Genomic DNA, 17,680 nt, shown 5'->3' on the forward strand with positions numbered 1-17,680 from the left:
TGTCAATGCAAATGACTAATAACAAATAACAAAGGACAATTTAATTTTTTTGCTTATGATTCTCTAGCCTGAGAATACGCTGGTTCAATGACTCTACCCCGTCGCAGCAAGCGATCGCCTTTTAGCAGTGCTGGTGTTAAAGTAACGTAATCTTGGGTTTCAGGGTCGATACTCGGCTCAAAATCGAAATAATTGCGATCGCTTGTAGTGTCGTTGGCTTTATAAATTTGGGCGCGGATTCCCTGTTCCATTAAAATTTGGGGGAGGAGTTGCGTCAGTGCGATCGCCATTTGGGGTTTATCCAAAAATGATGCACCCATCAGCTTTTGCAAAAAACCCAACAACTCTGGAAGTTCTTCTATCCCAGTTTCACCCGTTGATTTGTTTCCTTCTGCAAATCTAGCAACTGCTAAGTCGATGGTGTTGAGTGCATCAGCTAGGTTATCTAACAAAATTTTGCTATCAACCCGCAAGGTAGGTTGAGATAATTTCCAGGTTTCTAGCGATGTTGAATTTTCTTCTGCATTACTTTTATCGAGTTGTAGCACTACTTCTAAACCCAAAAGCACAGCAGTTAATAAAATCCCCATCCAAGCGCCGGGTGTAGTTTTACTTAAATAAAATAACCAACCTACAATTCCCAAATAAAGCAGCACTTTGAGCAATTTGATAATTAATCTGTTGGCGGAAACTTTGCTAATTGGGTTAATAATTTGCTCTGCTTCTTTTGTAGTAACGGGCTGAAAATTTGCTGCTGCTAGATTGCTGATAGATTGTCTCAGCATATCTAGAAAAAATGCTGCCAAGCGCACTTGTGTTAAATTTAGTTCACTAATGTAAACTCTTTCTAAATTATCTAATCGATTTTGAACTAGCTTAACTACAGCATCAATACTCTTGGCACTTTCAATATCTATCTGTAGTTGGTTGCGTTCTTCAGTAAAAAGTGTAGTAATTTTTTTCATAGCTTTTAAATATACTTTAAATATTACTAATATTAGAGTAATTCAATTAGCAATTAAATTGCTGTAGGATGCGTTGTAACGCATCCTACCCATCTGTCGCGTTCTTTTTTCAAAATGGTATAAGGGACTTCCAAATAAAAAAATATCCCAGTATTTATTGTGGGGTGGACATCTTGTCCGCCCAGTTTATGTGGCGGGCAAGATGCCCGCCCCACAAGATGGAATAATTTATTTCTTGGAAGTCCCTAACGCATCCTACGCTTTTACGTTCCCAGCCGCTTCAAGGGTAAAAGGTTCAAGGTTAGGGGTTCAAGGTTTTTTATTTCCCATTCCCCATTCCCCATTCCCCATTCCCCATTCCCCATTCCCCATTCCCCATTCCCCATTCCCCATTCCCCATTCCCCATTCCCCTTTTTCCCTTAACCGACAAGTATTCCTCATAGCGAATCATTGTCTTAATGTATGCAGTCCATAAGGACTACTGATGCCAAATTCTTGCTTTGAGTACCACAAACGACATATTGTTGAGTTAATAACCGTGTCAAATTATTAAAAACACTAAAGCCTAGTGTCAAAAATCATGGGTGTGTTCAGAACATTCTCCAAATTTGTTCAATCCCAAAGAAAAACAAGAACTCCGTTTCTTGTCATCAGAGGTTGGGGAAATTACCTGATATCAAGGATGTCCTAGAATTTGCATGTCCTGATTATGGTTAAAGCTTTTTTTCATAGTAAGTAGTCAAGCAAAATCAAAAACAAGATTTCCTGGCAAATGAAGCGTTAGTATCTCTAACGTGCTAAAACTCTTGAAGTTTTTTCTTGAGTAAAAGACTGTAATTGTCTTCTATATTTTGCTTTTCTACTTATCAGCATATTTCTGCAAAATTAATCAAGGTTAACCCTTACTTTAGGGACTTCCAAGTAAAAAAACATTCCATTGTTATTGTTCACGGTTGACCGTTGACTGTTAACTGTGAACCGTCAACAGTCAACAGTCAACAGTCAACAGTCAACGATTTAAACGGAATAATTTATTTTTTGGAGTTCCCTTACAGATGATTCCTGTATTAGAAGCAAGTGTATTCGCCACTATATTATGCGGATTTTTTGGCATTATTCTCAAGAAAAATCTGGTGATGAAAATCGTCTCAATGGATGTCATGAGTACGGGAGTGATTGCCTATTACGTGCTTATTGCGTCACGGGAAGGCTTATTTACGCCAATTTTATCAACTGTTAACAAAGGCGCTTTTGCCGATCCAGTTCCCCAGGCTGTCATCTTGACGGCGATTGTCATCGGCTTTTCGATTCAAGCTTTAATGCTAGTCGGTGTCATGAAATTGTCACGGGATAATCCCACCTTGGAAAGCAGTGAAATCGAGAAGAACAATACGCCATGACCTTTTTTGAATTCAAAATGCAAAGTGCAAAATTCAAAATAAATAATAAAAATAATTTTGAATTAATTAATTTTGGGTTTCAAGCCCCCGCTAATTGTCTTTAATTTTGAATTTTGCGTTCGCGTAGCGTGTCGAAGACAAAAGTTGCGTGGGCGGGTTTCCCGACTTGAGCAAACTTTTCAAGACGAATTTTTAATTTTGAATTGGAGCGAAGCGACTTGACTACCATTACACTCGCCTGGATTACACTACCATTTTTGGTGGGGTTCGTCATTTATTTACTACCCAAGCTGGACAAATACCTGGCGTTAGCTATGGGTTTAGCTTCGGCTGGATATGCAGCGCAGTTATTTTGGCAGCGATCGCCACTAGAATTAAAATTGCTGGATAACTTCGGTGTGACTTTAACACTGGATGAATTGACAGCTTACTTTATCCTAACAAATGCCCTAGTAACAACTGCGGTCATTCTTTACTGTTGGCAAAGCGATAAGACAGCTTTTTTTTACGCTCAAACCTTGATGTTACATGGTAGCGTTAATGCTGCTTTTGCCTGTGCAGATTTTATCAGTTTATATGTGGCGTTAGAGGTCAGTGGCATTGCTGCCTTTCTCTTAATAGCTTATCCCCGCACTGATAGGTCAATTTGGGTGGCTTTGCGCTATTTGTTTATTAGCAATGTCGCCATGTTATTTTACTTGGTCGGTGCGGTACTGGCTTATCAAACAAATCATTCCTTTGCTTTCTCGGCTTTACTTGGTTCGCCACCAGAAGCTTTTGCTTTGATTGGTTTGGGATTACTAGTCAAAGGCGGGGTGTTTGTATCGGGGTTATGGCTACCCCTGACACACTCGGAATCAGAAACTCCAGTCTCAGCCTTACTTTCAGGAGTCGTTGTTAAAACCGGAGTTTATCCTCTAGTCAGGTGTGCGCTGGCTTTAGATGAAATTGACCCCATCATCAGAATTTTTGGTGTAGGAACAGCACTTTTAGGAGTTTTCTACGCCATGTTTGAGAAAGATACTAAGCGGATGCTGGCGTTTCACACTATTTCCCAGTTAGGTTTCATCTTAGCTGCACCAGCAGTTGGGGGTTTTTATGCGCTGACACATGGCTTAGTCAAATCCGCACTGTTTTTGATTGCAGGTGCTTTACCCAGCCGCAACTTCAAAGAACTGCAACACAAGCCCATCAATACTGCTATTTGGATTGCCCTTGTTATTGCTAGCTTCTCAATATCCGGCTTTCCCTTATTATCTGGGTTTGGGGCAAAAGTTTTGACAATGAAAAATCTCGCACCTTGGCAAGTTATCGCCATGAATGTCGCAGCTTTGGGAACTGCAATATCTTTTGCCAAATTCATCTTTTTACCCCGAGGTGGTACAGGAGAAGTCAAACCCGGTTTTTGGCCTGGGGTAATCCTGTTAATTGTTGGGCTAATTGTCGCCAATGTTGCCTATTATGATGCTTATACAGTTGCGAATATCATCAAACCACTTGTAACCATCGCTATTGGCTGGCTTGTCTATTTTTTCATAGTGCAAAGATTATCAGTCAAGCTACCCCGGTTACTTGAGCAATTTGAGCATCTCATCGGTTTTATGAGTCTGATGTTAGTACTACTTTTCTGGATGGTATTTCCATAATTTTTGTGCATTTTTAATGCAAAATTCAAGCATAGAAAACAAGTTTTTTGAATTTAACAATTTCTGATTACAAACACCCAAATTCATCTCTTAACTCAATCCAAAATCCAAAATCTAAAATCCAAAATTGTATGACTGGATATCTAAATATATTATTGCGGCTGGCTATTTGGTTCCTGCTCACCGCTAATTTTACTGTGGCAAATATCATCATCGGTGTCAGTATTGCCCTGTTATTGCCACACAATCACCAATCACGAGAAAAATTAAAAGATTGGCTGCGGGCTTTGTGGCAAGGATTAAAAGCAATACCCACCGCCTATATCGAAGCATTGCAAATCATTTTCCAACCCCATACAGAAGAAGAAATTGTCATGGAACGTGTTCCCGCCAGAAGAACACCCGGACTCATCTTTTTAGATATTTTCATTATTACCTTTACACCCAAAACCATTGTCGTGAAATATCACGAAGATGGCTGGTATGAAGTCCACCGGATTCAACGGAGGAAAGCCTGATGAACCTGATAGTAATTGCCATGATTTTGGCTTTACTTATACCCATCTACGAAGCATGGAGAAACGATCACGTTTGGCAAAAAATGTTGGCATTTGCCAGTATCTCCTCTAAAGCTTCCGTGATGATTTTGGTTGCCTCAGTCTTACGTGATGACTGGATGATTGGCATTGTTGGGGTGATCATCCTGAGTGTGGGGAATGCGGCGTTAATGCTGCTAGCAAATGTACTAAAACGCATGGGTGATGTATGATTACAGTTCTAAGTTATACCTGCATAATTATCGGTATTTGCTTCTGGTTTTGGGGAACATCATTTCTTTTGGGAAAGCGATCGCTTTTATTCAAGCTGCATACTCTTTCAGTTTCCGACACCCTGGGTTCGATGAGTATCGTCTTTGGTTTGCTGCTGAAAATACCCAGGGAATGGCCTTTGCTGATTCTTGGCATTATTTGCTTGGCAATCTGGAACACAATGCTGGGTTACGTGTTGGCTTACTGTTCTACAAGTGGAGGTAATGATGACTAAATACGATTTGTTTATCTATTTCATCACTGCCTTGCTGCCCATGTCTGCTTGTATGCTGATCATGCAAGTCAATCCCTACAGTGCCTTAGTAATGCGAGGAATACTAGGAGCCATAGCAGCATTATTATATGTGCTTTTAGGCGCTGCCGATGTAGCTTTAACTGAAGCATTAGTAGGTACAATGCTGGCGATTACACTGTATGCGATCGCCGTCCGTTCATCCCTAGTCATGCGTCTCGGTATCATCCAAGATGGCGATGCTTTACCAGACAGCCATTTTGGGCAAATTACGGACGAGTTACGCAGAATTTTTAGCAAACGCCACATGCGCCTAGAACTCGTTCCCTACCCAAACCAACAAGCTTTAGAACGGGCGCTGCTAGATAAAGAAGTTCATGCTAGCTGTAGCAAACTCGAACAAAATGATGAAAACTTGGCCTATCACACTGCTGTGAGGGTAAAACGAGTTTATGACATCATGCAAAGCGAACTTTCATCACCAACAACCAGCCTCACCTATGTAAATACACCAGAGTTAGGGGAGGAACATAAATCATGATGAAATGGATTTACATCGCCGCCGGGGTAGCGCTGTATATCAAAATGATTGTCTTACCCAATCCTGCACCACAACTTCCAGATTTCTCAATTGTGGAATCGATTGTTAAAGATGGTGGTATCCCCAATGCGGTAACAGTCATTATTCTCCGCAATCGGCTTTATGACACGATTTTCGAGGTCATAGTATTTACAATCGCCATCATGGGCGCTTATTATCTGTTGGCGAACGAAAGACCATCCTGCGCCATTTATAATTTCACTGATAAACCCTCAATTGTGCTAGCGCGTTTAGGTGCCACAATTACCTCACTAGTAAGCATCGAGTTAGCCATTCGCGGACATTTGACACCAGGTGGTGGTTTTGCAGCTGGTGTAGCCGGAGGAACTGCGATCGGACTTATAGCAATTACCTCATCCCCAGAGTGGATGCAAGCAATTTACCAACGCTGGCACGCTGCTATATGGGAAAAAGTTTCAGTGCTAATTTTCATTGTGCTGGCGGTAATCACTTTGTCAGGTTATGAATTACCTCACGGAGAAATGGGCGCACTTTTTAGCGGCGGAATTATACCTATTCTCAATATCCTAGTTGCGATTAAAGTAGCTTTGGGTTCTTGGGCGGCGATTTTGGTATTTATTCGCTATCGCGGATTGTTGTGATTTGTAGGATGCGTTGTAACGCATCCTACTATCATTTGTCATTGGTAACGGAACAATTGTTGTAATACCAATTTGAAAAAAGAATGCAACAAATTGTAGGGGCAAGGCATTACCCATACGTGTCAACTTAAGCTAAAAGCTATATAGGACGGGCGTTGTACAAATACCTCGTGCCCTCATCCCCTAAGGGATTTTCAAGAAATAAATTATTCCATCTTGTGGGGCGGGCATCTTGCCCGCCACATAAACTGGGCGGACAAGATGTCCACCCCACAATAAATACTGGGATATTTTTTTATTTGGAAGTCCCTAACCCCTTCTCCCCCAGGAGAAGGAGAACTAAATCTCTTGCTCCCTTCTCCCTGCGGGAGAGGGGCTGGGGGTGAGGGCGAAACCTTGCACAAGAGCGAGTTTCACGTTAAGTTGACACCAATAGGCATTACCTTGCCCTCTAGAATATATTAATGTGTAGCAAACATTATTTAAATTGTTATAAGTAGAGCAGTGCAATTAAAGTAGGATGCGTTGTAACGCATCCTACAGCTTAATTTGCCGCAGGTAATTCCAAAATAAAACTATCTCGCAGGTGAAAATCAGCCTCAGCACCTCGATGAGTTAAAGCCCAATAAGTTACATCACCATCTTGGGTTTTAATCACAGTGGTAATTGCAACTTCTAGGGCTTGTTCTGTGGCAATAATTTTATCCAAATCCAAATCTAAATTTATTTCTACACTCTCCGTTTGCTGTTGCACAATAAATGGAAGTGTGGAAAAAGCGGCTTCCTCTTCCATTCCTTGACGATAATCATCAAAGCGGTAAATATTCCAATCACCACTAGGTGACAGGTTAAATTCCCAATATTGGGGAGAATTATTAATACCAATAAAGAACTCAAAACAAGTATTTTGCCATAATCCGTGCTTTCGTAATGGTGTGGCTGAGGGTGGGGTAATGGCAATTTTTTTAATATCCCCCAACAGCCTATATTGAATAGTCAATTTATTACCATTACGGGCGATATCACCTGCAATTTTAACATCGGGAAATTTTTCAGTACCCGGAAAAGTTTGCAGAGAAAATGACTGATGATTCATTTCACATCCCCAATTATGGCGCGAATTGCTGTTTCTTGAGATTCAATACTTTTTGTCAGCGCAAATTGCACCAGCGCCCGCGCTAAATTATGTTCTGGATACTTCACTTTAAAATAGACATTCCCAGCTAAATAATCAGCAAAAAATCTCAACCCTAATTCAAAAGCAATCAAACGAATTGCATCATATATATAGGCATAGTCATTTTCTGTCATAAACGCCTTAGCAACAGCAAGATAACCTTGCAATATACCTTGGCAAGTCTCAGTATCAAAAGTCACGCTTTCCCAATCTTCTGTTTCTTCCCCAACGGGATTGCAACCAGAACGCAAACAGTCGCCAATATCGTAATGTACTAAACCCGGCTTGACGGTATCTAAATCAATGACACTGACAGCAAGCCCAGTTGCGGTGTCAAACATCACATTATTAATTTTCGGATCGCCATGCATTAGCCGCAGTGGTAACTTACCCGCAGCTTTTGCATCTTCCAGAGTACTGGCAAAAAGTTGGCGATCGCTCACAAATTGCAAGCAATAATTTACCTCTGGGGTTGGCTTCACAGTGGTTTTCGGCAAAACCTCGTTGTAATGTTGCAGGTAGCGGGGTGTAATGTGGAAGCCTTCTAAAGTATCAGCGAGTTTTTCTGGTGGTAAATCGCTGATCAGATTATGGAACATCCCCAAAGCATAGCCGACTTCGGGAGCTTGAGAGCGATCGCCCATCGTATCAAAAGACTGCGAACCTGCAATAAAACTAATCGCCCGCCAAAATGAACCATCTGCATCCCGCCAATGGTCTTGTGTATCTTTAGTTAATAGTACACTTGGTACTTCCCAACGGCGGTTAAGTGGTTTTTGCTCTAACCTTTGACGAATATGCTCAGTAAAAATACACATATTACGCATAATCAGTTGTGGCTGGCGGAATACTTGTGTATTAATACGTTGGAGAACAAAATTCTGATTTTCTAAGGAATTTTTAGTTACTAAAAAAGTGTCATTAATATTACCGCTACCAAAAGCCTGAACACTTGTCACCTCACCCTGAAGCGCGAATTGTTCAGCAATAGAAACTAGATTGTCTGTACTTTGGGTTTTGATATCTTCTATGATGCTCATATTTAACCTGGACTACTCCCCACGTAACGAACCAAGAGGAATAGGGGATATCGTAGCCTAAGTTTTACATTAGGTCTGTGTATAAGTGTTGCAGTTTTTGCGATTTGCTACAAAGCGTCCTTTGCAGTACTTGGCAAAATCATCTGTAGTTAGGTATTTCTTGAACACGCCAGCCATTTAAAATCAAGTTACATATTGTATGAGGATCAATGTCAGCCAAAGACCGATTTCATGAAGCAGTTAAAACTAGCCTTCAGAAAGAGCAGTGGGTAATTACACACGACCCTTTAAGAATTGAGTTTGGTGAAAAAGATGAAGTTAGAATTGATTTAGGTGCAGAACAGTTAGTAGCAGCAGAAAAAGCTGGAAAGAAGATAGCTGTAGAAATTAAAAGTTTTTTAAGTGACTCAGCACTGTTTGATTTTCATTTGGCATTGGGTCAATTTTTGAATTATCGTTTAGTTTTAGAAACAAGAGAAAAAGAGCGAACTTTATATCTCGCCATCCCAATTGCGATTTATGAATCGTTCTTTCAACGTGATTTACCACAAGCATCAGTAAGACAATATCAAGTCAAGCTCATTGTGTACGACCCGGTAGATGAGGTAATAGTGGAATGGATAAATTAACATTTTATCGTCAATGTATTCAAGAACTATTGACCGAATACAGTAAAGTACCGCCAATCAATGAAGATATTGAAGTACAAAGAATTTTTGATACGGAAAACGAACATTATCAAATTCTGAATGTAGGCTGGGATAAACATCGCCGCATCTACAATTGCGTGATGCATTTAGATATTAAAGATGGCAAAATCTGGATTCAGCGTAATCAGACTGATAAATTGCTCGCTAATGAATTAGTAGCAATGGGTGTACCTAAGCAGGATATTGTATTGGGCTTACAGCCTGTTTATGCAAGAGAATATACAGGTTATGGTATTGCTTGAACCTGACTAAAAACATTTGAGAGATATTTCTGCACCAGCTGCTTCTAAATCTCTCTTGAATAACTCTGCCTTTCTTTGTTCTATATCCCTCATAATAATTTCGGGGATATTATCAAGTAAGCTCTTAACTTCTATCAAACCTAAACCAGTAATTTCTCGTAAAACCTTCATTACATCTAGGCGCTTTGAGGAGTCAAAACTTTCAATCTTAATAGTACACATAGCCGCCTCATCCTTGCGCCTAAAATTTGCCTGCGGTAGCTGAAAGTTAAAATCTCCTGTTTTATTGACAATCAGCACCCCCAGGGAAGCTTTACAACCACAATGGGGACAAATACTAGTAGATACTCGTTCAATATATTCATCATCAAAATCCTCCAGCATAAAATTAAGTGATGGTCTGTACCATGTATCGTAGTATTGACCACACTGTGGACACTCTACAGTAATTTCTGCTGCTGGGCTGGTCACGTCGCTGCACTCCGAATTTAAAATTCAAAATACCCTGTGGGAGAGTTAAGCCGACACTACATCATCATTCTTGTTCATCAGGCAATTTTTCCATTTCATCAGCTAAGAGATTTTGAAAATCCATATCGCAGTGTGTATAGAGATGAACAGTAGCCGCGAGTAGTTCTCCCAGAATTTCTGCTTGCTGATTAGGAGTTAAACTTGGTAACTGTAATTGATGAATTAAGGCTTGTACTCTACTGCATTCTGCACCTAATTCAGCAATTAGGGTACTGAGAGTTGAATTCGTGACTGTCAAAGGGCGATCGCTAATCTGCATATTCATTCTCCCAATCTTTTACGCGCTTGTTCGATTGCCTTTTCAAAAGCACGAATCTCTTTTTCCCAATGTCGAATTAAACCTTCGTCTGGAAAATCCTTCCCTAATTCCAGTCTAATCTTTTCCCGATGTTCGATAATCCTTTGAGTTAAGGAATCAATTGCTTTTTTGTGATGCTTTTTACCCATCACGCTTAACGATAAGCAACTTGGAGACTACGGACTAAAATCACCAAAGATGCGATCGCCATTAATCCGCCCCAAAACCAATAAGGTAAAAACAGATACCTTTCCATTTGTGCTGTATCCGAAAGTCCTAAAGGGCCTGCACTATAGCTAAATAAATAATTCACTTGATGGTATGTACTGATACAAGCTTGTACACCTAAGAATTGAATTGCAAAACCCTGTACCCAGCGCGGTGCTTTGAAAGCAATACCTAAGATAATTAAACCCAGCAAGGGAATTGCCACAAATCCAAATAAAGAACGTACCCACACTAATGTAGATAGCAGCAAAAAGCCGCCTAATATTTTCAAACTCAGGGAAGCAACTTTAAAACTACGGGAAGCCAAAATTAAGGCTGCACCAGCAATTGGCGGCCCCATCGGCCCGGCGGCTGCAACTAATGCTGGCCCAATTGGCCCTAATGATCTAGCAATGCGGTAAGTTGCAACACCAGAACCATTGCCAAAAATCTGTAATTTATCAAACTGTCCCCCTAAAATCAGCGCCATTAAGCCGTGAGCCATTTCATGAAACCAAGTAGCCAGGATAGTAAAGGGGTATAAAATATAATCGCCTGCTGGCACTTGCCACAACACAACCGTGGCGATCGCAGCCGCAATTAGCCAGGTTAACCCCATTCGTTCTACTTCTTTTGGCGCTTCTTGGGGGAGCAAGTTTTCAAAATTCTTTCCTGGTTCCCGCATGGATCACTTTCCTTAACGTAATTACTTCCAAGGCTGTATTTTCTTCCATGCTAATCTACTTGTTTAGGTTTCAACGGGAAAGCAAAACTAATTTTAGCTTTGTTGTTTTTCCAATCAGCCTACAACGATTTACTTAACGTTTGTTAGGTTATCGGTAATGTTTAAACATTACCAATTATTCCATTTATTAGTCTAGAGAACTACAAATTTATCGGCGTTTATCTGCGTTTATCCTCTCTCATTCCTGCGGAACGCTACGCGAACGGCGGTTAATTTTTGATTGAGTTACCTCACCAATATAGAAAGCCCTATAAGTAAACATTGCTTACCAGATCCCCGACTTTTTAAAAAAGTCGGGGATCTAAATATCGCTACAGTAAGTAACATTCCACCCTACTTATCTGTCGTGTTATTTTTTCAAAATGTTATAAACTTTGGATTTTTGACCTTTGACTCTGGACAATCCTGATGAGTTATGCAATTTAAATTTGTAATAGTTGATTACTCAGAGCATTGATAAATCCAATTGTTATATGATTAAGCGGCATCTATCTAATGGTAGATTGTAGATTAGTTGCGACCATTTTAAAAAATGAATATCAATCAAAATTTTGATAATTCTTCGTTTAATGAAATAAAACTATTTGGCTTACCTGCGGAAAAAGGACGATGGCTACTAATTCCCTTGGGTGTACTTGTTCTACTTTGTTTAGGAACTGCTTATTCTTGGAGTATTTTTCGGAATACGATTGAAAAATCTCTCGCGGTAGGAGCAACAGAAAGCTTACTACCTTTCACAATTTTATTGGTTGTATTTTCAATTTTGATGCCCATTACTGGGTTTTATATTGAGAAAATTGGCCCGCGCCTAGTAACTGCGGTGGGGGCAATTGTCATGGGGATTGGTTACGCCGCTTCAGGTCTAGTAAATAATATCCCTTTATTAACTATTACTTACGGTATCATTGCTGGTGCTGGCGTAGGCATTGTTTACGGTGTACCACTCGCCGTAAATGCGAAATGGTTCCCTGATAAAAAGGGTTTAGCTGTAGGTGCAACAGTGATTGGCTTTGGTTTATCACCCCTTGTAACTGCACCTTTAGCTAAGAATTTAATTGCTGCTAATGGTGATAAGGGTTGGCAACCAACATTAATCATTTTTGGTATCGTTTTTACCCTGATAATTTTAGCGATCGCCCCTGTGATGAAATATCCGCCCAATGGATGGCAACCTGCAGGCTGGACACCACCTATTAAACTGAGTGAATCTGCAAGCAACAGCAGTACACCTTTATTAAAATCCCTCAGCTTTTACGGCTTGTGGTTATGCTTTACCATTGGTACTTTTGCCGGGTTAGCTGCTATTGGGATTGCTAGTCCAGTGGGTACAGAAATTATTGGTTTAGATAAAAATACAGCCGCTAGTGCGGTGTCATTATTTGCAGTATTTAATGGTTTAGGTAGACCGTTATTTGGTTGGCTTGCCGATAAATATAAACCCAAAAATGCGGCAATCATTTCATATGTATTGATTATTGTTGCCTCAATTATGATGCTCAGTGCCACTAAGGGAGCGATCGCCACTTACTTAGTAGCTTTTAGTTTGATTTATCTCGCTCTTGGTGGTTGGTTAGCAATTGGGCCGACATCTACTTTAATTCTGTTTCGTAGCCAAGATTATGCCAAAAACTACGGCGTAGTCTTTACCGCCTTTGGCATGGGTGCGTTACTAGGAACTTTAATTGTTGGTAATATCCGCGATATTTTTGGTAATTATTTACCGTTCTTTAATGTCACGATAGGACTATCAGTTATAGGGATTATCCTGGCTGTATTTTTGTTGAAACGCAAAGATTACAAAATTTCAATTTAATATTTGTAGTCAGAACTTTAGCCCTGATTTGAAGAACTAAAGTTACTGACTACAAAATTTATCTAAGCGAGTTGGAAGAGGAATGTTACCATATCGCCTTTACCCAAACTGATGCGATCGCCTGGGCGCAGGCGGTGTCTATTCCCCGGTAAAAGCGGCAAATTGTTGATGTAGGTGCCATTAGAACTACCAACATCTTCTATATAATGAGCGTCTCCCTCAACGCGAATATCTGCATGAATCCGCGAGACAATTTCTGAATTGGGAAATCCAGAAACATCTATATCTGGGGGAATCCGGTCATTAGGCTTGCCGATATGAATTACAGACAAAGTTTGCGGTAATTCCAGATTCGCGTTGCTTTGAACGTGGAATAGGCTGGCTGTTACCTGTTGTAATTGCGTTCTCGCCGGACTAACTGCGGGCGCTGGTGCTGCTGCAACTGGTTCCGGTTCTGGTGGTGCCATTGGTTCCGGTTCTGGTGCTGGCGGTGGTGCAATTGGTTCCGGCTCTGGTGCTGCTACCACTGGTTCCGGCTCTGGTGGTGGCGCAGGAGTAATTTCTACTGCAGCAGGTGGCGGTGCAACTGGTGGTACTTCTGGAGGAACTGCCACCTCTGTTGGCGGTAAAGTTGAAGCCGGAGGATTAACTGCGGCTAAAGGATCTGGTTGTATCAGTTCTACAAGTGGATCGGGAGCCACCAACGGGGGTACTTCTAAGGGCACATCGGGAGCAACTGTAGCTGCTACCGCTGTTGGCGGCGCTGCTGCGGCATTAGCGCGCAGATTAAAACCACACTGACCACAGAAAGCGGCATCTGCCTGCACAGTTGCCCCACAGCTGGGACAGTTATTAGTCGCTGGTAACGGCGTATAACAGGCTTCACACTGGACAGCGCCGTCTGGATTGGGATGATTGCAATTAGGGCAGACGATCATGGATTTAAGCCTTTGTTCAAGCTCATCAAAAAATGGTACTGGCAAGCAGAGAAAACTCCCAGTGGCGGCTACCCTTCAGGAAGGCTGAATACCAATTCCCAATTCAGAAAGCTAGATTTCCCAAGGATGAGGAAATTTACATTTGTTACTGAATTTTGAAGAGTTGGTATAATAGCGAACTGTTGTAGACGCGCCCGGGCTTGCCGCAGCGAAAAGTCAGAGCGGGGTTTCCGCCGTGAACTTTTCAAAACAGGTATCGAAAGTAGGTATAAGAAACACCTAGCTTTCGATTCTAACAATTACCCCTGATAGGTAAGATACTTAGGTTTGGAGTTCCGCACCCGCCGCCGCATCTAGCAACCACCAAAGCTCACCTTGGGGTTGAATGAGACGCGAGGGATAAGTCAACTCATCAGCTTTGGGTGCAAATACTTGAGCTAATGCTGGCCGTTTATTAGCACCTGCAACTACAAACATAACGCTGCGAGCTGCATTGATGAATGGGTAAGTAAAAGTAATGCGGATGCTGCTATCTTTATTACCCACAGTAATTAAGCGATCGCTCACTTGCAATGCTTGAGTGTGGGGAAACAAAGATGCAGTATGTGCATCATCACCCATTCCTAGCAAGACTACATCTAAAGCAGGAAACTCTCCAGATGCAGTATTAAAAAAGTTTTGCAGATGCTTGTCGTACTTAACTGCTGCAACTGCGGGATCAGCTTCCAAGGTAGGGATGGCGTGAATATTCGCAACTGGCAGATCAACGCGGTCTAACCACGCACGACGCGCCATCAGCTCATTGCTATCAGGATGATCTGGTGGTACATATCGTTCATCACCCCAGAACACATGAATTTTATCCCAAGGAAGTTTTTGTTGAGCGATCGCCTCATACAATGGCTTAGGCGTACTGCCACCAGACAAGGCAATAGTAAACCGCCCTCGCTCTTTAATAGCAGTGTCTATCTTAGACAGAATCAACTCTAGCGCTCTTCCAACTAGCGCCGACTGATCTGGTAGAACTTCGACCTTTTTATTCATGGCTCGATCATCACTTTGCCTGCTTCCAGCAATACCATACCTAACTTATAGCTGTTCTCCTTTTTAACTTTTGAAACTTTTAACAACATTCATAGGGGATGGGGCATTGGGCATTGGGCATTGGGTATTTGTCATTTGTCATTTGTCATTTGTCATTTGTCATTTGGTAATGAGTAATTGAGATTTCTCCTTGTCCCCTTGTCGCCTCATCTCCCTCATCTCCCTCATCTCCCTCATCCCCCTCATCCCCCTCATCCCCAACCCCTAACCCCCCGCAAATATCGCATCCCAATCGGTAATCGCTTCTCGCTGGGCGATTAATAATTCTTGAATTCCGGTTTCTGCTAAATCTAATAACTGATTCAACTGGCTGCGGGTATAGCTTCCTTCTTCTGCTGTGCCCTGCACTTCGATGATTCCCAAATCTTGATTCATCACCACGTTGAAATCTACTGTGGCGGCTACGTCTTCAATGTAGTTGAGATCTAAAAATCCTTCTCCTTCTAATAAACCTACCGAGACGGCTGCTATTTGTCCGCACAGGGGCGATCGCGTTAAGACACCTTGGTGCAATAATCGGGAAATCGCATTCGCTAACGCTACAAAAGAACCTGTAATTGCGGTTGTCCTCGTTCCCGCATCGGCTTGCAATACGTCAGCATCTACAGTTAAAGTGCGTTCGCCTAATACTTCAAAATCTAATGCTGCTCTTAAGCTACGCCCAATCAAGCGTTGAATTTCTTGTGTTCGTCCAGATAATTTCATCAATTCTCTTTCGTGCCGTTGTTGAGTGGCGCTTGGCAGCATCCGATATTCAGCAGTTAACCACCCCTTGCCACTTCCAGCTAAAAATTTTGGGACTCCCTCGGTAACGCTAACAGTACAAAGTACTTGAGTATCACCACATTTTGTCAGCACAGAACCGGGCGCATAACGGGTAAAGCCACTGTCAAAGTTGATGGGACGGAGTTGATAGGGTTGCCGATTATCTGGACGCTGCCAAGCCATTGGAGTTTCCTCAACGTTTTCATAAGAGAATATCCATTAAGGTTACCTTAGTGTCGCAATCTCTCTAGACCCCTAACAATTGAGTCAGCACAAAACTCAGGTAGTGAAACTTGGTAGTTAAATTAAATATTTATTTAAGAAACGGCAAGCAGGTTGAGAATACTTTGATGTACTGCGTCTGGTAGCTGGTCGCCATTAATCGTCAATAAACGGCGACGACGGTCATAATATTCCAAAATCGGGATAGTGCGATCATAGAATAACTCTATGCGACGCTGCACAATTTCTGGCTGCTCATCGGGAAGCGATCGCCCCAAACAGCGATTTACCATCGTCGCTTCTGGTACTTGTAAATAAATTGCCCAATCTAATTTTTGTCCTAAATATTCCAATAAAAAATCTAATTCCTCAGCTTGGAACGCTGTACGCGGATAGCCTTCCAATAGCCAACCCGATGGGATATTCAGCTGTGTTAGCTGCATCCGAATCAAGTCAATCATCCTTTCATCCGGGACTAGCTCCCCTTTTTCTACGAATGGCTGTGCGTATTGTCCCAAATCACCGAAATTAGCGTTAACGTACAGCCGCGAAGCATCTTCTCGTAAAGCTAGTGACTTGTCACCAGACATTGCTTCTCGTAAAATTTCACCTGTAGAAATCTTTGGGATCTCAAAGTGTCTACAAAGGCTTTGTGCTTGAGTGCTTTTCCCCGATCCTGAACCTCCCAGAATCACTAATCTCACAACAATTCACTCCTCACCTGTCAAATTTACTACTTGCCAACCCTGTTGTGCCCAAACCAATGGGAAATCTAACATCTACGATTTTCAGCCCTTGCACCCAACTTTTTTTTAGAATCTTACTATTATTACTGCGTTCTTATTTTTACAGCCACTTGCTTTTACCAGCTATTCATGTCAATATCATTAACTCTTGACTTGAACATAAAGCTAGTGGTTGACTAAGAATGCAACTTGCAAACTACAATACACTTGTAAAATTCAGATTGATTATACAGCTAGATTTGCGATCGCTCACCTCAGCAATATCTCTTTGATAATTTGTAATATTTTAAACTCAGCTATATGGTTGCCCAGTTAGATACCCCCAGTGTCAATTCGACCCTCAGTGTAGCATCTCCCATTGCCGGGCTAGTACAAGTTTTTACTAGTAGTCACCGTAACTTTTTTACTAACGTCATGGCTCAAGCACTGAGAATTGCCGGTCAAGGTACTTCAGTGTTAGTCGTGCAATTTCTCAAAGGTGGTATTCGTCAAGGGCATGAGCGACCCATGCAGCTAGGGCAAAATTTAGATTGGATTCGTTGCGATTTACCTCGTTGCATTGACACACCCCAACTAGATGATACGGAAAACGAGGCTTTACAAAAGCTGTGGCAACATACACAGCAGGTAGTATTCGAGGGTAAGTATTCTCTCGTTGTCTTAGATGAGTTAAGTTTAGCGATTAACTTTGGTTTAATTCCAGAAAACGAAGTTTTAGCGTTTTTAGCACAACGCCCTTCCCATATTGATATCATCCTCACCGGGCCAGAAATGCCGAAATCTCTGTTAGATGTAGCAGATCAAATTACAGAGATCCGGCGCAGTCATAGCCCATGAAGAATGCTCAACTTCGCGATATCCTAGT

At 41.6% G+C, this 17,680-nt stretch carries 24 protein-coding genes; 11 read left to right on the forward strand and 13 right to left on the reverse strand.

The window, feature by feature from the left end:
• Positions 1–53: 53 nt before the first annotated feature.
• On the reverse strand, positions 54–965 hold the full coding sequence (locus HG267_RS09650) for a hypothetical protein (RefSeq protein ID WP_045869876.1): 912 nt from the start codon (positions 963–965) through the stop codon (positions 54–56).
• A gap of 263 nt (positions 966–1,228) precedes the next feature.
• Positions 1,229–1,372, reverse strand: a complete 144-nt coding sequence (locus tag HG267_RS09655) for a hypothetical protein (RefSeq protein ID WP_155539171.1) — start codon at positions 1,370–1,372, stop codon at positions 1,229–1,231.
• A 649-nt stretch (positions 1,373–2,021) separates the two neighbouring features.
• Between HG267_RS09655 and HG267_RS09660 the strand changes: the two genes are divergently transcribed.
• The 7 genes from HG267_RS09660 (at position 2,022) to HG267_RS09690 (ending at position 6,277) form a co-directional block, all read left to right on the forward strand.
• Positions 2,022–2,366, forward strand: coding sequence for a cation:proton antiporter subunit C (locus HG267_RS09660; protein ID WP_045869878.1), 345 nt, complete (start codon positions 2,022–2,024; stop codon positions 2,364–2,366).
• Positions 2,367–2,584: 218 nt separating this feature from the next.
• Positions 2,585–4,012, forward strand: a complete 1,428-nt coding sequence (locus tag HG267_RS09665; RefSeq protein ID WP_045869879.1) for a cation:proton antiporter — start codon at positions 2,585–2,587, stop codon at positions 4,010–4,012.
• Positions 4,013–4,143: 131 nt separating this feature from the next.
• Positions 4,144–4,530, forward strand: coding sequence for a Na+/H+ antiporter subunit E (locus HG267_RS09670; RefSeq protein WP_045869880.1), 387 nt, complete (start codon positions 4,144–4,146; stop codon positions 4,528–4,530).
• On the forward strand, positions 4,530–4,781 hold the full coding sequence (locus HG267_RS09675) for a hypothetical protein (RefSeq protein WP_045869881.1): 252 nt from the start codon (positions 4,530–4,532) through the stop codon (positions 4,779–4,781). The genes HG267_RS09670 and HG267_RS09675 overlap by 1 nt, the downstream gene beginning before the upstream one ends.
• Entirely contained in the window at positions 4,778–5,056 is a 279-nt protein-coding gene (locus HG267_RS09680; RefSeq protein ID WP_071989378.1) for a monovalent cation/H(+) antiporter subunit G, read from the forward strand. The genes HG267_RS09675 and HG267_RS09680 overlap by 4 nt, the downstream gene beginning before the upstream one ends.
• Positions 5,049–5,615: a DUF4040 domain-containing protein gene (locus HG267_RS09685; protein WP_045869883.1), complete on the forward strand. Its 567-nt coding sequence runs from the start codon at positions 5,049–5,051 to the stop codon at positions 5,613–5,615. Before HG267_RS09680 ends, HG267_RS09685 begins: the two co-directional genes overlap by 8 nt.
• Positions 5,615–6,277, forward strand: coding sequence for a Na(+)/H(+) antiporter subunit B (locus HG267_RS09690; RefSeq protein ID WP_045869884.1), 663 nt, complete (start codon positions 5,615–5,617; stop codon positions 6,275–6,277). The genes HG267_RS09685 and HG267_RS09690 overlap by 1 nt, the downstream gene beginning before the upstream one ends.
• A 544-nt stretch (positions 6,278–6,821) precedes the next feature.
• On the opposite strand, the gene HG267_RS09695 is transcribed toward HG267_RS09690, so the two are convergent.
• Together HG267_RS09695 and HG267_RS09700 are read right to left on the reverse strand one after the other, a co-directional pair.
• Positions 6,822–7,373 carry a DOMON-like domain-containing protein gene (locus HG267_RS09695; protein WP_045869885.1) on the reverse strand — a complete coding sequence of 184 codons (552 nt, stop codon included), beginning with the start codon at positions 7,371–7,373 and terminating at the stop codon, positions 6,822–6,824.
• Entirely contained in the window at positions 7,370–8,494 is a 1,125-nt protein-coding gene (locus tag HG267_RS09700) for a phosphotransferase enzyme family protein (protein WP_045869886.1), read from the reverse strand. Before HG267_RS09700 ends, HG267_RS09695 begins: the two co-directional genes overlap by 4 nt.
• A 209-nt stretch (positions 8,495–8,703) precedes the next feature.
• Here HG267_RS09700 and HG267_RS09705 point away from each other — a divergent pair, with 209 nt between their 5' ends.
• A complete protein-coding gene (locus HG267_RS09705) occupies positions 8,704–9,123 on the forward strand; it encodes a XisH family protein (RefSeq protein ID WP_045869887.1) in 420 nt (139 codons plus the stop codon).
• Positions 9,111–9,446 (forward strand): XisI protein, encoded by a 336-nt coding sequence (locus tag HG267_RS09710; RefSeq protein WP_045869888.1) that lies wholly within the window; start codon positions 9,111–9,113, stop codon positions 9,444–9,446. Before HG267_RS09705 ends, HG267_RS09710 begins: the two co-directional genes overlap by 13 nt.
• Positions 9,447–9,452: 6 nt before the next feature.
• Here the strand turns inward: HG267_RS09710 and HG267_RS09715 are convergent, their stop codons facing one another.
• From HG267_RS09715 to HG267_RS09730, 4 genes are all read right to left on the reverse strand, one after another.
• Complete coding sequence (locus HG267_RS09715; protein WP_052335156.1) at positions 9,453–9,917, reverse strand: ribosomal protein L7/L12; 465 nt, start codon at positions 9,915–9,917, stop codon at positions 9,453–9,455.
• Between the two features lie 64 nt (positions 9,918–9,981).
• Positions 9,982–10,242, reverse strand: coding sequence for a hypothetical protein (locus HG267_RS09720; RefSeq protein ID WP_228045714.1), 261 nt, complete (start codon positions 10,240–10,242; stop codon positions 9,982–9,984).
• Positions 10,239–10,424, reverse strand: coding sequence for a hypothetical protein (locus tag HG267_RS09725; protein WP_045869890.1), 186 nt, complete (start codon positions 10,422–10,424; stop codon positions 10,239–10,241). Before HG267_RS09725 ends, HG267_RS09720 begins: the two co-directional genes overlap by 4 nt.
• Positions 10,425–10,429: 5 nt before the next feature.
• Positions 10,430–11,167: a M50 family metallopeptidase gene (locus HG267_RS09730; RefSeq protein ID WP_045869891.1), complete on the reverse strand. Its 738-nt coding sequence runs from the start codon at positions 11,165–11,167 to the stop codon at positions 10,430–10,432.
• 592 nt (positions 11,168–11,759) lie between these two features.
• Between HG267_RS09730 and HG267_RS09735 the strand changes: the two genes are divergently transcribed.
• Positions 11,760–13,040, forward strand: coding sequence for an OFA family MFS transporter (locus HG267_RS09735; RefSeq protein ID WP_045869892.1), 1,281 nt, complete (start codon positions 11,760–11,762; stop codon positions 13,038–13,040).
• Between the two features lie 62 nt (positions 13,041–13,102).
• Here HG267_RS09735 and HG267_RS09740 read toward each other — a convergent pair whose 3' ends face one another.
• From HG267_RS09740 to HG267_RS09760, 5 genes are all read right to left on the reverse strand, one after another.
• A complete protein-coding gene (locus HG267_RS09740) occupies positions 13,103–13,978 on the reverse strand; it encodes an FHA domain-containing protein (RefSeq protein ID WP_045869893.1) in 876 nt (291 codons plus the stop codon).
• 321 nt (positions 13,979–14,299) lie between these two features.
• Positions 14,300–15,022, reverse strand: a complete 723-nt coding sequence (gene pgl, locus HG267_RS09745; RefSeq protein WP_045869894.1) for a 6-phosphogluconolactonase — start codon at positions 15,020–15,022, stop codon at positions 14,300–14,302.
• Positions 15,023–15,167: 145 nt separating this feature from the next.
• Positions 15,168–15,314, reverse strand: coding sequence for a hypothetical protein (locus HG267_RS09750; RefSeq protein ID WP_155539173.1), 147 nt, complete (start codon positions 15,312–15,314; stop codon positions 15,168–15,170).
• Complete coding sequence (gene rph / locus HG267_RS09755; RefSeq protein ID WP_045869896.1) at positions 15,287–16,030, reverse strand: ribonuclease PH; 744 nt, start codon at positions 16,028–16,030, stop codon at positions 15,287–15,289. Before rph ends, HG267_RS09750 begins: the two co-directional genes overlap by 28 nt.
• Before the next feature lie 134 nt (positions 16,031–16,164).
• Positions 16,165–16,773: an adenylate kinase family protein gene (locus HG267_RS09760; protein WP_045869897.1), complete on the reverse strand. Its 609-nt coding sequence runs from the start codon at positions 16,771–16,773 to the stop codon at positions 16,165–16,167.
• A gap of 342 nt (positions 16,774–17,115) precedes the next feature.
• On the opposite strand from HG267_RS09760, the gene HG267_RS09765 reads away from it, so the two are divergent.
• The gene (locus tag HG267_RS09765; protein WP_045869898.1) at positions 17,116–17,652 is read left to right on the forward strand and encodes a P-loop NTPase family protein; all 537 of its coding nucleotides are present in this window, start codon (positions 17,116–17,118) and stop codon (positions 17,650–17,652) included.
• The last annotated feature ends 28 nt before the right edge of the window (positions 17,653–17,680 follow it).

It is taken from the genome of Tolypothrix sp. PCC 7601, assembly GCF_025677855.1.
Classification (GTDB): Bacteria; Cyanobacteriota; Cyanobacteriia; order Cyanobacteriales; family Nostocaceae; genus Aulosira; species Aulosira diplosiphon.